This is a genomic window from Paenibacillus sp. FSL L8-0644, from assembly GCF_038008165.1.
GTDB classification, from domain to species: Bacteria; Bacillota; Bacilli; order Paenibacillales; family Paenibacillaceae; genus Paenibacillus; species Paenibacillus polymyxa_D.
In genome coordinates this window covers 1172596-1186730 of the sequence record NZ_JBBOYN010000001.1, presented here as the reverse complement: position 1 = coordinate 1186730, position 14135 = coordinate 1172596, and the positions used below count along the sequence as shown (strand labels likewise).

Annotated in this window: 15 protein-coding genes; 4 read left to right on the top strand and 11 right to left on the bottom strand. The window is 46.1% G+C overall.

The genetic code is table 11. From position 1 onward, the window contains the following. Nucleotides 1–6: 6 nt before the first annotated feature. The gene (locus tag NSS94_RS05310; RefSeq protein WP_029517550.1) at nucleotides 7–666 is read right to left on the bottom strand and encodes an amino acid ABC transporter permease; all 660 of its coding nucleotides are present in this window, start codon (nucleotides 664–666) and stop codon (nucleotides 7–9) included. 39 nt (nucleotides 667–705) lie between these two features. Further along, complete coding sequence (locus NSS94_RS05305; protein ID WP_039272524.1) at nucleotides 706–1473, bottom strand: amino acid ABC transporter substrate-binding protein; 768 nt, start codon at nucleotides 1471–1473, stop codon at nucleotides 706–708. Nucleotides 1474–1791: 318 nt separating this feature from the next. Here NSS94_RS05305 and NSS94_RS05300 point away from each other — a divergent pair, with 318 nt between their 5' ends. From NSS94_RS05300 to NSS94_RS05285, 4 genes are all read left to right on the top strand, one after another. Then, nucleotides 1792–2718: an ABC transporter permease gene (locus tag NSS94_RS05300; RefSeq protein WP_341038840.1), complete on the top strand. Its 927-nt coding sequence runs from the start codon at nucleotides 1792–1794 to the stop codon at nucleotides 2716–2718. 1 nt (nucleotide 2719) lies between these two features. Further along, entirely contained in the window at nucleotides 2720–3670 is a 951-nt protein-coding gene (locus tag NSS94_RS05295) for an ABC transporter permease (protein ID WP_165150033.1), read from the top strand. A 196-nt stretch (nucleotides 3671–3866) separates the two neighbouring features. Further along, complete coding sequence (locus tag NSS94_RS05290; RefSeq protein ID WP_069012387.1) at nucleotides 3867–5510, top strand: peptide ABC transporter substrate-binding protein; 1644 nt, start codon at nucleotides 3867–3869, stop codon at nucleotides 5508–5510. An 89-nt stretch (nucleotides 5511–5599) separates the two neighbouring features. Further along, entirely contained in the window at nucleotides 5600–5890 is a 291-nt protein-coding gene (locus NSS94_RS05285) for a DUF3899 domain-containing protein (RefSeq protein ID WP_238437970.1), read from the top strand. A gap of 316 nt (nucleotides 5891–6206) precedes the next feature. On the opposite strand, the gene NSS94_RS05280 is transcribed toward NSS94_RS05285, so the two are convergent. The 9 genes from NSS94_RS05280 to NSS94_RS05240 all read right to left on the bottom strand — a co-directional run bounded on the left by NSS94_RS05280 (nucleotide 6207) and on the right by NSS94_RS05240 (nucleotide 14132). Next, nucleotides 6207–6884 carry a vWA domain-containing protein gene (locus NSS94_RS05280; RefSeq protein ID WP_029517556.1) on the bottom strand — a complete coding sequence of 226 codons (678 nt, stop codon included), beginning with the start codon at nucleotides 6882–6884 and terminating at the stop codon, nucleotides 6207–6209. A 52-nt stretch (nucleotides 6885–6936) separates the two neighbouring features. Further along, entirely contained in the window at nucleotides 6937–7482 is a 546-nt protein-coding gene (locus tag NSS94_RS05275) for a hypothetical protein (RefSeq protein ID WP_029517557.1), read from the bottom strand. A 70-nt stretch (nucleotides 7483–7552) separates the two neighbouring features. Further along, the gene (locus tag NSS94_RS05270) at nucleotides 7553–7678 is read right to left on the bottom strand and encodes a hypothetical protein (protein ID WP_277884418.1); all 126 of its coding nucleotides are present in this window, start codon (nucleotides 7676–7678) and stop codon (nucleotides 7553–7555) included. Between the two features lie 141 nt (nucleotides 7679–7819). Continuing rightward, nucleotides 7820–8920, bottom strand: a complete 1101-nt coding sequence (locus tag NSS94_RS05265) for a toxic anion resistance protein (protein ID WP_039272510.1) — start codon at nucleotides 8918–8920, stop codon at nucleotides 7820–7822. A gap of 96 nt (nucleotides 8921–9016) precedes the next feature. Then, complete coding sequence (locus tag NSS94_RS05260) at nucleotides 9017–9697, bottom strand: hypothetical protein (RefSeq protein ID WP_029517559.1); 681 nt, start codon at nucleotides 9695–9697, stop codon at nucleotides 9017–9019. Nucleotides 9698–9755: 58 nt separating this feature from the next. Then, a complete protein-coding gene (locus NSS94_RS05255) occupies nucleotides 9756–10787 on the bottom strand; it encodes an ATP-grasp domain-containing protein (RefSeq protein WP_341038836.1) in 1032 nt (343 codons plus the stop codon). A gap of 17 nt (nucleotides 10788–10804) precedes the next feature. Beyond that, the gene (locus NSS94_RS05250) at nucleotides 10805–11641 is read right to left on the bottom strand and encodes an HAD family hydrolase (RefSeq protein WP_039272506.1); all 837 of its coding nucleotides are present in this window, start codon (nucleotides 11639–11641) and stop codon (nucleotides 10805–10807) included. Next, the gene (locus NSS94_RS05245; protein WP_341038833.1) at nucleotides 11638–12789 is read right to left on the bottom strand and encodes a cysteine protease StiP family protein; all 1152 of its coding nucleotides are present in this window, start codon (nucleotides 12787–12789) and stop codon (nucleotides 11638–11640) included. The genes NSS94_RS05250 and NSS94_RS05245 overlap by 4 nt, the downstream gene beginning before the upstream one ends. Next, nucleotides 12786–14132, bottom strand: coding sequence for a phosphoribosyltransferase family protein (locus NSS94_RS05240; RefSeq protein WP_341040393.1), 1347 nt, complete (start codon nucleotides 14130–14132; stop codon nucleotides 12786–12788). The genes NSS94_RS05245 and NSS94_RS05240 overlap by 4 nt, the downstream gene beginning before the upstream one ends. Nucleotides 14133–14135: the final 3 nt, after the last annotated feature.

Here is a 14135-nt window from a genome sequence, read left to right as displayed (position 1 = left end):
TTCCTTTTACTCGAATTTAAAACGTTTTTCCAGCGCCCTGAAGAATAGCGTCAGCACCAAAGCTAACAACAAATAAATAACCGCTGCTACAACATAAGGTACAATCGAAAAATCGCGGTTTACAGCCGTATTGGCAAAATGCAGCAGTTCCGGTACCGCTACTGCATACAGTAGTGCCGTATCTTTTACTAATGTTGTCGCCTCATTGGTTACCGCAGGCAAAGCGATCCGTACCATTTGCGGCACAATGACTCTTATCAGCGTCTGCGACTTGCTCAAGCCCAGCACTTGCGAAGCCTCGTATTGCCCTTTATCAATCGACAACATTCCGCCTCTAAAAATTTCTGCAAAATAAGCCGCATAATTCAATACAAATGCCAGCACGGCAGCCGTTGTTCGATCCATTACCAGATACTCCCCAATGACAGGCAACATCGGCAGACCAAAACAAAAGAACAATAATTGCAGCAAAAGCGGCGTGCCGCGTATAACATAAATGTACGTGTGCATCAGCCAAGCGATTGGCTTAATCCGGCTTTTGGCCAGCAACGTAACGACAAAACCCAATGGAATAGACAAGATGAGCGTGATGAAAAATAAAATAACCGTCATCTGTGCCCCTTCAAGCATAGGCTTCATAATTCGTAAAATATATTCCATACTCATGACCTTCGACTCCTAAACCTTAGTTCAATACACTACGTATTAATTTAATACTTTATCTTCACCAAACCACTTTTTCGAAATTTCAGCAGCTTTTCCGTTCTTGTGCAGCTCATCCAAAGCGGATTGCAGCTGCGTCAACAGCTCTTCATTCCCTTTTTTCACACCGATGCCGTATTCCTCAGGGGCCAATGATTCATCAAGCAGCTTATACGTCCCTTGTTCCTTCGACATATAATACTTGGCAACGACTTCATCAATGACAACCGCATCCAGACGCCCGGTTTTCAGATCTGTCAAAGCAAGAACGTTATCCGGGTACTCAGACACTGACTTCAATTTACTTTTGATCGGATTCGCATCCAGTGCGTCGGCTGCTGAAGACAGCGTCTGGAGCCCCACCGTTTTGCCCGCCAGATCAGCCAGCTTGGAAAGACTGGAAGTAGCCGGAGCGACAATGACCTGACTGTTCTTCAGATATGGCTTCGTGAACAGCACTTTTTCCTTACGCTCATCCGTAATGGTGTATCCATTCCAAATGAGATCAATACGTCCGCTGTTCAGCTCGGATTCTTTGGCAGACCAGTCAATCGGCTGAAATTCCACCTGTTTACCCATTTGTTCCCCGGCCGCTTTCGCATAATCAATATCAAAGCCGGTCAGCTCATTATTTTCATCTCTAAAGCCCATCGGGGCGAATTTATCATCAATGCCAATAATCAATTTACTGTCGTCCTTACCGCCGGAACACCCGGCCAACACGATCATCATCAATCCAATTAACATCGTAAACATGGCTGCTTTTCTCATCTTATTCCCCTCCAACAATGGTGACCCCCGTATCCAAGAACAGGTGGCAAACGCTTTAGTTCGTTAACACGTTATCAGAGTATCATCATAACACACCGCAGGATACTCGTCGAGAGGAATGAGCGGAATCTTAGCCTTATATAAATGGAAAACCTGTGACGAAAATTTGACCTGTGTTCTATAATGTAAAACCTTACCTTGACATGTCACCTAAACCGTCTTATTATTTCCTAGTATTCTTATATACTTTTACTTATATTAAATTTTTAGCAGCAATAGTATGTAAATCAGCTTGATAGACAGGAGAAATTAAGCCCCATGTACATTTTAAAGCGTCTTTTTACGATGTTCATTACACTGTGGATTATCGTCACTTTAACGTTTATCATCATGCACATCATTCCGGGTGACCCATTCTCGAACGATTCCAAAACCATTCCGGAAGCGGTATTGCAAAACATGCGTGCCAGGTACAATCTGGACAAGCCGCTCGCTGTGCAGTATGTGCTGTATCTCAAAAATCTGCTAGTGCTGGATATGGGCCCGTCTATTCAATCGAAAACGACGGACGTCAATATGCTCATCGCCCGAGGTTTTCCACCTTCTGCATTGCTCGGTATTCAATCCATCGTGGTCGCGATTATTGCCGGAATTTCGCTTGGAACACTGGCTGCTCTACACCATAATCGACCACTGGATTATATGTCGATGTTTATCGCCATTGTTGGTATTTCCGTACCCAGCTTCATATTGGCACCGTTGCTAATCAAGTATGTTGCCGTTCAATGGCACCTTCTTCCGGTCGCCTCATGGGGAACCTGGCAGCATACGGTGCTCCCATCGCTGGCTCTCGCTGTTTCACCTCTTGCTGTTATCGCCCGCTTTATGCGGACGAGTATGCTGGAAGTCATGCATGAGGAGTACATACGCACTGCCAAAGCGAAAGGGTTGTCTTCTTGGGCAGTAGTTCTGCGTCACGGATTACGCAACGCGTTGGTTCCGGTGCTTTCTTTTATCGGACCGCTATTCGCTTCCGTCATTACAGGTACCTTTGTCGTTGAAAAAATATTCGCCATTCCCGGCATCGGTAAATACTTCGTAGATAGTATCTTTAACCGGGATTATCCAGTGATTATGGGGACGACCATTTTCTACAGTGCCATTCTAGTCGTTACTTTATTTTTAATTGATATTTCCTATCGCCTTGTCGATCCACGAATCAAATTAGTCAGTAAAGGAGATTAACATGAAAGCAGCACCTACTGTCGAAAAGGACAGTCTGTTCAGTCTTGTAGACCGCAGCCAGATCCCCACCGCCACGTTGACCAGACCCAAAGAATCACTCTGGCGGGATCGGCTACGCAGACTTTTCAACAACAAGCTTGCTCTTTTGGGGCTTTCCCTACTAATCATTATTATTGCGCTGGCGATTGTTGGACCTTCCATGGTTTCTTATGCACCTAGTGATCAATCTCTTTTGAAGACGAATCTCTCTCCTTCCAAAGAGCATTGGTTTGGCACGGATGATCTGGGGAGGGACGTATGGGCACGGACATGGGCCGGGGCTAGAATTTCACTCATGATCGGCTTTGCCGCTGCCGCCATTGATTTGGTGCTTGGCATTCTCGTCGGCTGTGTTGCTGGCTATTGTGCTGGGCAGGGTAAAACGGGCGACCGGATCGACAGCATTCTCATGCGTATTATTGAAATTTTGTATAGTATTCCTTATCTGCTAGTCATCATTCTGCTGCTCGTCATTATGAAGCCCGGTCTGCTCACGATGATTATTGCATTATCTATTACTGGCTGGGTCGGTATGGCACGTGTAGTACGTGGGCAAATCTTACAGCTGAAGCAGCAGGAATATGTGTTGGCAGCCCGTAGCTTGGGGACATCTCATTCGCGTATTATCTTCAGACATTTGCTACCAAACGCAGCGGCAATCATTATCGTGAATTTAACGTTCACTATTCCGTCGGCTATTTTTGCCGAATCGTTCCTGAGCTTTCTCGGTTTGGGGATTCAGTCTCCTTCGGCCAGCTGGGGGACGATGGCTAACGATTCACTTGGCGTTATTTTAAGCGGTCAATGGTGGCGCCTATTTTTCCCCGGGCTGATGATATCGCTCACCATGCTAGCGTTCAATACGCTTGGAGATGGGCTTCAGGATGCACTTGACCCGCGTTCACAGCATTAACAACAGAAAGATCCCAATTGGACAAGGAGGGATGTCACCATGATCCGCAGCTTCTCGCCTAACCGCAGGAAGAACGGCAGTTCCTTTATCGAAGTGCGCACACGCGGCATACCTGCGGGAAAGGAGGATGAATAAACCCCGGTACGGTGTACTTTATTTTTTGCATAACTAACCACAATAATGGAGGAAAACCACGATGAAAAAAATGCATTGGATGACGATCATCTTACTTTTGGCCGTAACGGCTTTGGCTGGATGCTCTGGTACTACAGACAAAACAGCAAGCAACGACCCGTCCGCTGCGCCTCAAGCAGATATCCCGCAAGAAATTACTGCCAATCTGGCAGGTGGAGAACCTTATACGCTAGACCCTGCTTTCGCATCAGATACAACGTCCTATTTTGTAATTGATAACTTGTACGAAGGGCTGTATACATACGATAAGGCCGGTAAAATCGTAGAAGGCGCTGCTAGCAAAGTAGACGTATCTCCTGACGGCAAAACCTACACTTTTACTATTCGTGACGGTGCAAAATGGTCGAATGGTGACCCACTGACAGCTAAGGATTTTGAGTACTCCTGGAAACGGGTACTAAATCCAAAAACAGCTGCCTACGATCCTTCTGCCCTCTACTATATCAAAGGTGCCGAAGCGTACAACACAGGCAAAGGTAAAATTGAAGACGTGGGTGTTACTGCCAAAGATGATAAAACTCTTGTAGTTGAGCTGAAATCACCGCTGAGCTTCTTCCCCACGATCGCCGTGGGTCATGCTTATCTGCCAGTAAACCAATCAGTTGTTGAGAAAAATGACAAATGGGCAGCAGAAGCGGGCACAATTGTCGGCAACGGTGCGTATGTAGCCAAGGAATGGAAACATAACGAACAAATTACGCTGACGAAAAACGATCAATTCTGGAACAAAGATGCCATTACAATGGCAACGATTAATTTTAAAATGGTGCAAGACTCCACAACGTATTATCAAATGTACAAAACGGGCGATCTGGACCTGATTTTGAGCCTTCCCGTAGATACATTGGATCAGGAAAAGAGCAACAAGGAATTCCTGTCGCATCCGTCTTTCAGTGTGTACACCTATTCTTTTAACGTAAAACAAAAGCCGTTTGACAATAAAAAAATCAGACAAGCCATTGCCTATGCTATTGACCGCGAAGCACTGGCTACCAGCGTAACCAAAGGTGGCGAAACTCCGGCTTACGGTTATGTTCCATACGGAACAACAACACCATCCGGCAAGGACTTCCGTGATGAAGCACCGAAAAAATACTATGAGTTTGACGCTGCAAAAGCGAAACAATTGCTGGCCGAAGGTCTGAAAGAAGAAGGTTTGACCAAGCTGCCACCAGTCACCTTCAAATACAACACTTCGGACAAGCATAAAAAAGTAGCTGAAGCGATTCAGGAAATGCTGAAAACAAACCTGGGTGTTGAAGTGACGCTGGAGAATCAGGAATGGAAAACGTACATTGATACCTTTAAACAGAAGAACTTCCAGATCGCCCGTATGGGCTGGGAAGGAAACTTCCTGGATCCGCTCGGCGTATTGGGGCATTATACTTCCAAAAACTCGAACAACTTTACCAACTGGAGCAACCCGGAGTATGACAAACTGATTGAATCCTCAACCTTTGAGCTTGATCCGGCAAAACGCTTTGAACAGCTCCATCAGGCAGAAGACGTATTGATGGAAGATCTGCCGATTATTCCGATCCAGTTCTCTGCGGACACTGCATTAATCAGCCCTAAGATTCAAGGTATCGTATTTGATGCTCGTTCGAACCCAGACCTGCGCTTTGCGAAACGGGTCGAAAAATAATGATTTTACGTTTTGGGATCATCGCCCTGATTGTCAGTACCTTAGGGTTTCTGTACGCCACCCCCCATCTCTTGAATGGTCGTGAACACATGGCTACTGCAAATCTGTTATTCCTGTTGGGGTTGCTGGGCTTGGTGATCGGTGCAATCTTCCACGTTCTGCAAAGCGGTTTTCTAACCCTCTTCCTGCGGGGATTTGCCGACATCGGACAGTTATTCATTCGTCAATCCAAGGCATTACGAGAGGAAAATGAGCGTTTGCGTTCCGATGAATCTTTGTCAGCCTGGAAAACATCCATGTTCCGCCACCTCAAGGTATATACTTCGGGGTGCGGAGCAGGGCTTATCCTTTGCTCGATGATACTAATGGGGATAAGTTAGGGTGGTATGAGAAGCTTTCTTGCGGTTGGTGAGCGCTGCGCGTGCAGATTGTTCTTCCGATCGCTGTTATCCCCGGATTTCTATTGAATAGAACCTGTAAGGGTAAAATCCGGGGATAAAGGCGAACGCTTCGCTTCTTCAGAACAATTCTGCCCGCTCCGCTGGCAACCTCCGTGGAGATTCTATACGTTTTAGAGGTGTGTAAAGAAAAAGAGAGTTTCGCAAAGCGTTTGCTAGCGGAACTCTCTCTTTTTGCATTTTTTTATATATTAAGCTTTGAAAAGGGCTCATAGTACTAGTACAACACTTAGTATCCTTAATAAATATGCTTTTCCTTCGCTTCTTGCAGCCATGACGGGAACTCGTTAAGCAATAGTTCGTACAATTCATTATCTTCCATAGATTCGATATCTTGTATTTGAAAAAAATTAGCGTTATCTACCACACGGCCTTGTATGTTGTCGAGCTTCTTTAATACACCAAAATCGGACTCACCCACACCTATAAATTGCCAGAAAATCGGCTCTCCTGACGAATCAATGACCGCGTTGTCGATGTTGTCTCCTTTTCCACGCTTCACACCGCCATCATTAATAAAAATAACAAAGGCCGGATCAGAAGAGGGTTCTTCCTTGGTGTATTTGGCGATGACATCGCGCATCACAGGCGGCTCATCATTACGACCGAACTTGGGCAAATAATCATTGGACAGAATATGTCTTTCAACATAGTTGTCAACATCATTTTCGGTAACGGAAGGTAACCGTGAAAAACGGTGATCATACACCCATACGTCCAGTACACCATCATCATCCAAAGCACTCGCTACTGCAACAATTCGTTCCAACACCTTTTGAACGGTACCATTTTTGTACAAACTTCTCATAGATCCTGAAATATCGAGCACCAATCCAACTCTCGCAGTCACATTCGTTAGATTCTTTTTAGTCAGTACCAGTTGCGCATTCTTTTTAAGTAAAGAAATACTGCTCATGTTCCCCACGCTCCTCTATGATGTTTGCGTTTGTACGTCTAGTACGTCTACTCTACCATCTGCGTCGTTCGTCGCCTCTCAGGGGAAAGTCGCTTAATTCTCCGAGTTGGTCATGTGCAGCCTTATAGATTCGAAGAATAGCTTGTACCTTGTTAAAATCATTGTCTTCGGGGCCGAATCCTTCCATATACATTTTTTGAATGATGTTTTGGAAAAAGTCCATACGTTCGCGGACGGAATCCTGCTCGATTTGCAGTACCTCTTCAAAGCTGTGTGTCTCGGCAAAATCAGACAGTTCATCAAATTCCTGTTCCTGATATCGATCTCCCCGAGTTTCGGGATTGAGATCAATAGAGGTACGCAGGGTTGATAATAAAATATTTTCGCGTGCCAGCATGACATGAAAATCTTTGTTCTTAAACAGATCCGTAACGATCAGACGGCACATTTCCTTGTTCTGCAGTAGAATCCCGTCAAAAGGATGCAGCGTCCACACACCGTAGTTAAAAAATAAATTAAAATTGAAGCTGCTGCTTCCATACTGATATACAATGTTAATTTTCGATTCGTCGATGATTTCAAATGAAAATTCCAGCATGCATTCTCCTTTTGGATTCCAATATTTAACTCTATCCTATCAGAAAATGCATGATTTTCAATAAAAAATTTTATTTCACAGAATCATTTAACTCCACAATTGAATCTGCTTTTTCGCTACTGGCAGCCACAAGTAAATAGACAATGACACAGCCCAAAATAAAAGACATCATACGCTCGCTCTCTCCTTTTGTCATTCGCTTTTTAAGAGTTTATGCACGAGAATGCTATGTATGTTCATCATGTCCTTTATTAGCTGCTGGCAAACCAAAAAAAGACGCCCTTCGGAGTCATCCCGGCGTCTTTTTCATAGATTGGTCTATTATTCTACATTGTCATCAGTTCAAAAACGAGCTTAAACCCTCAGAAGAATTACTATCCTTCAGCGGTTTGGAAGGTTCTTTCCCTTCGATCCCCAAACGTTGGCTAAGGTTGGCATTGATTGCTGTCATTTTACTTGTATAATCATGGCAGCTTTCAATAATCCGACGGTTTGATTTTTCAGACAGATCCAAAGCAGATACCAAATCACCAATCGCCTGATTCACAGCCTCCAGTGACATAGAAGGCTTGCTAAGCAGATCTGTCGTTCTCTCGGTCGTCGTTTTGAGAAGCTTCGCATTTTCCTTGAATTGATCTTCAATGGTACGGTTGGTCGCATCGACGGCTGAAATGATTTTGTCCTGATCGGCCAGCGCCATCGCGATCATAGCCGATACAGTGATCAGATTCGATGTTTTATCAATCGCATTATTTACAGAATCAATCAGTTTATCATTGTTATCATTAATAATATCCGTTGCCGCAATCGCCTGATTGTATAACAAAATCATTTCGGTCATAGACTGCGTACGAGTAACCACCTTGCGCAATCCCCGCTCCAGATGAGGCTTGCGGTTTTCATTTTCCGGCTTGGCAATCTCGGTCTCAAACAGTTCTTTCAGGCGATTACCAAAGGCGATCTTCGTCTGTAAATTGTAGATTTCTTCAATGGAGGCTTTCTTCAACTGTCTCATGCTGACGATGTTTTCTTCCAGATTATCCTTACCATCTCTCAAGGCAGTAATGATTTTCTCGATGTTCGTCTTCACCGACTGATACTTGTAAATGTAGTTTTTTAACGGGCTTTTACGCAGAAGCTTGCCAAAAAAACTCACATTTTTGCTCTGCTGGAGCGTTTCACATTCATCACGCAGCTTTAAGATCATATTGGATACCTCAGCCCGATCACCGGACATGAGGTCGTTTACCGGACGATCCAGCATTTTAAGGGTCTGCCCCGCACGTTCCTGCGTTTTAACCCCCAGCTTACCGATATCATCCATTAAGGTATCCAAGCTCATGACATCGCTTTGTGATACCTTCTGAATCAGCTGTGAAGCCTCCTCAGTCACCTTCTGTTCATCTTCTTTTTTCAACTCAGCCCATGGGGTCGCCATACGCTACCTCCTATTCTAAAAAACAACTGTTCCCAAGTATAATCGTTGTTTTTCAGAGCAGCTAATTTGCTACTTTTTTATTTTCTTACAAATCGCCTACAATTCGGAACTGCTATAACGCTGGTGAATAAGCTCCGCTTTGCTCTGTAATTCCATGAGATCCTTATGCTCCACCGTGGATACAATTACTGATATTTTATTATCCACATCCCGTAATCCGTTTAACAACGTCCTCCGGTTGGTCCGCTTCGCATCGCCGCTGAGCCGAAGGAACGGATTAATTAGCCCATTCAAATCCTTCAAAATCAATCTCCGAACCGTATGATTCACTTCGCTGTTGTTCAGTTCATGCAAAAGCGGAATGACCCGCTGCAAACGTGCAAATAGAGCCAGCGCCTTCTCGACAATCTCGTTATCAAGCGCATCCTTCTGTCCCTCGGAGATCACCATATCCTCCAGTACCTCCAAATACTCCATCACCTGAGCAAATTCACTGCTCACCTGATCTGGTTGACGTACTTGTCCTGTCATAGACTCCGGTCGAACGGCAGCTTCCTTTTCATGCTGCTGTGTCTCACCGACCTGCTCCTGCACCACCGGAATCACGGAACCGGTCAGATTGGGGCGAGGATGGCGAACAGCCATGATGGCGCTGTATCCTCCCAAACCAAGGATCGGAATCGCCAAACACACAAACAGTGGCAACCAAAAACTTAGTAAAAGCGCAATCAGGTAGCTAACCACAGCAATCGTGGCACCCCACATTTTTGACGTCATAGCTTGTACCTCCTGACGTAAACCCTTACCATATTGTAGAAAACAATATTTGTGTGTGTCAATGTACGGATTTACGTATGGTGATTGGCTGCTCGATATGACTGGCTAAAATGTCGTATTGCGGATGAAGTGAACCGATCTCATGACCCAAGGCCGATTTCACCGCTAGATAAGGAAAGTTGATACCTGACAAACATGATACATGAAGTCCTCCGGACATCCGCGGATTGATCTCTAGCAGCTTGGCATGCTCGCCGTTATATTTTACCTGAATATTATAATTGTACGGAATATGATACGCCTCAGCGACCTTCTGTGCCACCTCCAACAGCTCGGGATGCTGCTCCAGCAGCCGTAATCGTCCTCCTGCCTTCCTACGCGGAACTGCTGCTAGCAGCTTTCCGTTCCGGTCAGCCAGGCAGTCAATACTGTATTCGTATCCCTCCAGCAACTCCATCACCATCAGATTGGGAAATGATTCTGTGGATGACAATACGCGGTGTGCTTCCTCGAACGAAATATGATTCAGCGCATGTCCGAACAGTTCGTCCAGCGGATTACGTTCATTGTCGATGATACGAAAGCCCATTCCGCCTTCTGCATTACATGGCTTAAAGCATACCTTATGCCCAAGTGCTATTAACGACTCATAAGCCTGTTTAAACTGCTCGGCATTGCTGGCAATGGCATAATCGGGAATCGTGACAATGTCCTTTTGACGGATGGATTCATAAAACAGATCCTTTTCCATCAGTTGCTCCAGCAGTTCGGTATCTTGGCATACCATCACTTTTGTCCCAATATCATCGAACAAATAAAGATGCTTGCTAATATCGAGCATATTCCACCGTGGGATAAAGACATCAATTCCGTGCCGTCTGCAAAAATCAGCGCAAAACCGTGCGTACTCCACACCACTGGTGCGAGGCTCTACTTCAGCTACATCACTGGCCTGTAACGCCATATGCTGCGGATCAGAGTGCGTCGCATAGATCTCGAACGGAATACCGTCCTTATTGTTACGAATAGCATTCATATAATGATACGCCACTGAAAACCAGCGGTTAAAATACACTTTAACCTTCTTCACAGAGCCACGTCCCCTATCTATTCTGAAAATGAAGTTTGAGCTGCGAACACACTCCGGTGTATTTCATGAACATACGCCATGATTTCGTTCGCTGCATAAACCCCCGACACTTCTGTAAAACGATAATTGACCTCCAGCTTATCCCGCAGTTGTTCCCGATACAATTCACCATGACGCGGAGCAATCGCATAATCGGCATAGTCCAGCAGACAACGGTCTAGCAAAGAGTCACCGGACGCAACCACGGTCCCTCCATTCGTAAGGTTACGGATATGCTCCACGGCTGCCTGTTTATTCACGGCTGCAGGTACCAAATACACCTTACGACCTTGAATGGATACCTCCCAGCCCATTTCACGCATGATTCGCGCCTTCTCCAGCACCTGTTCCAGCGGCATACGATCCCGTTCAATCATGAAAGCATAGAATAACTCGTCGCAAAAGCGTTCGTTTACCACCCAATCTTCATGCAGCACCTGCCCGAACACCTGACGTGCTTCTTCCGCGTGAGCACCATCACGGCGCACTTGTTCATGAATACGTCGATTCCACTCTCGATCCACCTCGCCTCCAACGATGATGTTTCCGCCATTACTCGTCACGGCATATGCGGGAACCAACTCCGTCTGAAACACGGTGATTCGTCGATACTGTTCCATCGTCCGAGTCGTCACGGGCATAAACATCACATCTTCAGGCAGTGTCTTTAGCCATTGCAGGGCTTGTTCAGAAATAAAAGCCGACGTCGCCCCGTCTATCTGTTCCGCAGGCAACAGACCAGGGGACTCCAGCGGTACGCCAAGCGAACGTTTGGAGTAAATCAGTGTCTGATCCAGATCACTTGCGTAGATCATTCTTGTCCCCCCTTGAGCGGCTTGATAATTCCGCAGCAGGAATAAGTCAATCCTTCAAATACCTCTACAGGCACTCCACGATCCTTTGCCAGCAGCATAATATGCTGGAGATTCGGATTATCTTCGCGATCAATCAGAATTTTCCACGGCACTCTGCGCAGCAGTACACGAGTCGTCTCCCCCACTCCGGGCTTGACCAGATTGATATCCCGAATGCCAAATGCCTGCTGAATCGCCTCAATATCCCGTAAGCCCTGCCATGTCACCGCAGGCGGATTCAATGTCATTAGTTCAGCATATGCAACGGCCGCTTCAGCCACGTCTTGAAAATACCCGGATACCGTATCCACAAACGTATTGGACTGATCCACTGACCGCCAGGATTCATAAAATTTGGCCCCATGGAAATCGTCAGGGCCTATGAGATCGTCGCGTAATACCGTCCGACTCATCAAACCTGATACAGTCGAATTCAGACAAGCACTTGGAATCAAATAATCTTCTCGTGTACCAAAGGTTTCTGAACATCTGCCCGGATCGGCCAGCACCGCCAGATCATCATTTAGGCGCAACCCGTAATCCGCATTCATCTCACGACAGGCCTCAATCAATACCTGGCGAATTGCCCCTTTCCCCGTCCAGCCATCGACAAACTGAAGTTCAATCCCCAGCCCATGCTGCTGTAAAATGTATAATATCGCATTCCGGTCAATGCCTTTGCCACGAATAATAGAAATGCTGTAATGCGGCAAGGATACGCTATACTTCCAGTCAATATAACGCTTGATCAGGATACCAATGGGCGTCCCTGCTCTAGCCAGAGAAACAATCGCCGTATTTAAGCCTCTTTTTCTCACAATCATCTCAGCCACAGAAGCTGCCGCTAATGCAACCTTTTGGGCAGATTGGGCAAGCGTTTCGTGAAACAATGCAATATACTCTGCGGTGGGCTCATATTCCACTGGCAGCATTTCTGAATAATGGACGCCCGACTGAATCGCCTCTTCACGATCCTCCGTCCCTTTTTCCAACGTAACCCGACTCAAATCCTTCAATAAAAATGTGACATCCGAGGCAGGATAACTGCCTAGCGGTTCGGGCGGATGAATGTTCTTCTGCTGTATTTGCTCCATGAGTGCTTGCTTCATATCCGCGCTCCTTTACTCTCCTGTCTAGTTAAACCGTTAAAATAAACGACATGCACTTTATCGCAGCCCAGACGGTTCAAAGCCTCCAGCATGGGGTTCATCCGCTCTGGGTCCGACTCCCTTTCCATCAAAACGAATATTTCGTCATACTGACCAGGGTCTACATTATAAATAAAATTGCGTATCGTACTGTCCTCAGGCGATGGATATGTCACACCACAAGCGACTCCATACCCTTCTTCTCGGTGGGGATATACCGGGCTGCGTGTCGTCGATTGAAAATACACATCCGGGCCTAACTCTGCTGCAATCCGCATTGGAATGTACATGAATTCTCCCGTGCCCATAACCAGCGTGCGTTGCCCAGAACGAAGTTGCTTCAGTCGTTCGGCTGTACGCGTGATTTCTGCATCCAACGCTGAATTGTCAATGGATTGTAGACCAAAACGGCCTGTATATTTTAGATAAGGAGCTGTATTGATGTACCCGTCCGTTGACATGGAGCTGTGTACTACCCGCTCAAAACCGGAAGCCTCCTGTTCAAAACGGTGGTCAATTATTCCAGAAGCATCTTTATTAACCTCTGCCATGCTAGTGGCTGCATGTTCTGAGTGCCCTGCCTGTCCAGCATATTCTGCGTGGTCCAGTATCGGTACTCCCTGTACCTCAATCTTGCCTTTGAGCAAGCTTAAAGGCGTAATCGTAATGCCTAGCTCTACCTCCAGATCAGCGAAAGCCTGCTCGTCGCTGTCTGTCCGCCAATCCAATAACGAAGCAATCACATACTGTTTACGCGGAAAATGCTCCTGAATATCCCGTATGATATTAAGCGTTGTTTTCCCCGTCGTAATTTCATCATCTACCAGCACAATCGGGCCATCACCCGCAAAAGCACCTTCATCCAGTGCATAGCAACGATGATCAACAGCGTGCGAATGCTCTTCTTCAAACCGAATAATAGGCCGAAGGCCCGGGATATCCTCGCGTGTCGTATGAATATACGAGGTACCGTCGTCAAACAATCGGTACATGCTGTGTCCCAATGCTGTAGCCGTCTCGGCAAAACCAACAAACTTGATCGGCTCCGTAAAAGCAAAAGCTAAACGCTCATCCATCAGCTTTCGGTAGGCCTCTTTCGCATAGTCCGGGTTAAGTAGTCCTCTCACGGCCTCTCCAATCAGTTCATCCATCTGTTGTCCCGCTTGTGGGACAAGCTCCTTATATAGCAGGATCGCCAGCGCCGCACCACTGAGCAGAGAGGTGTATGGGTTTACCGGAATATGCTTGCCCAGCACCTTGCTGACAAATAAAAACGAACGCTTTTTATTGACCCGTGCCGCCATCGC

What these genes read in the sequence shown, in the direction of transcription:
- NSS94_RS05310 (WP_029517550.1), bottom strand. Translation starts at nt 666, where the DNA reads ATGAGTATGGAATATATTTTACGAATTATGAAGCCTATGCTTGAAGGG.
- NSS94_RS05305 (WP_039272524.1), bottom strand. Translation starts at nt 1,473, where the DNA reads ATGAGAAAAGCAGCCATGTTTACGATGTTAATTGGATTGATGATGATC.
- NSS94_RS05300 (WP_341038840.1), top strand. Translation starts at nt 1,792, where the DNA reads ATGTACATTTTAAAGCGTCTTTTTACGATGTTCATTACACTGTGGATT.
- NSS94_RS05295 (WP_165150033.1), top strand. Translation starts at nt 2,720, where the DNA reads ATGAAAGCAGCACCTACTGTCGAAAAGGACAGTCTGTTCAGTCTTGTA.
- NSS94_RS05290 (WP_069012387.1), top strand. Translation starts at nt 3,867, where the DNA reads ATGAAAAAAATGCATTGGATGACGATCATCTTACTTTTGGCCGTAACG.
- NSS94_RS05285 (WP_238437970.1), top strand. Translation starts at nt 5,600, where the DNA reads ATGGCTACTGCAAATCTGTTATTCCTGTTGGGGTTGCTGGGCTTGGTG.
- NSS94_RS05280 (WP_029517556.1), bottom strand. Translation starts at nt 6,884, where the DNA reads ATGAGCAGTATTTCTTTACTTAAAAAGAATGCGCAACTGGTACTGACT.
- NSS94_RS05275 (WP_029517557.1), bottom strand. Translation starts at nt 7,482, where the DNA reads ATGCTGGAATTTTCATTTGAAATCATCGACGAATCGAAAATTAACATT.
- NSS94_RS05270 (WP_277884418.1), bottom strand. Translation starts at nt 7,678, where the DNA reads ATGACAAAAGGAGAGAGCGAGCGTATGATGTCTTTTATTTTGGGCTGT.
- NSS94_RS05265 (WP_039272510.1), bottom strand. Translation starts at nt 8,920, where the DNA reads ATGGCGACCCCATGGGCTGAGTTGAAAAAAGAAGATGAACAGAAGGTG.
- NSS94_RS05260 (WP_029517559.1), bottom strand. Translation starts at nt 9,697, where the DNA reads ATGACGTCAAAAATGTGGGGTGCCACGATTGCTGTGGTTAGCTACCTG.
- NSS94_RS05250 (WP_039272506.1), bottom strand. Translation starts at nt 11,641, where the DNA reads ATGATCTACGCAAGTGATCTGGATCAGACACTGATTTACTCCAAACGT.
- NSS94_RS05245 (WP_341038833.1), bottom strand. Translation starts at nt 12,789, where the DNA reads ATGAAGCAAGCACTCATGGAGCAAATACAGCAGAAGAACATTCATCCG.
- NSS94_RS05240 (WP_341040393.1), bottom strand. Translation starts at nt 14,132, where the DNA reads ATGGCGGCACGGGTCAATAAAAAGCGTTCGTTTTTATTTGTCAGCAAG.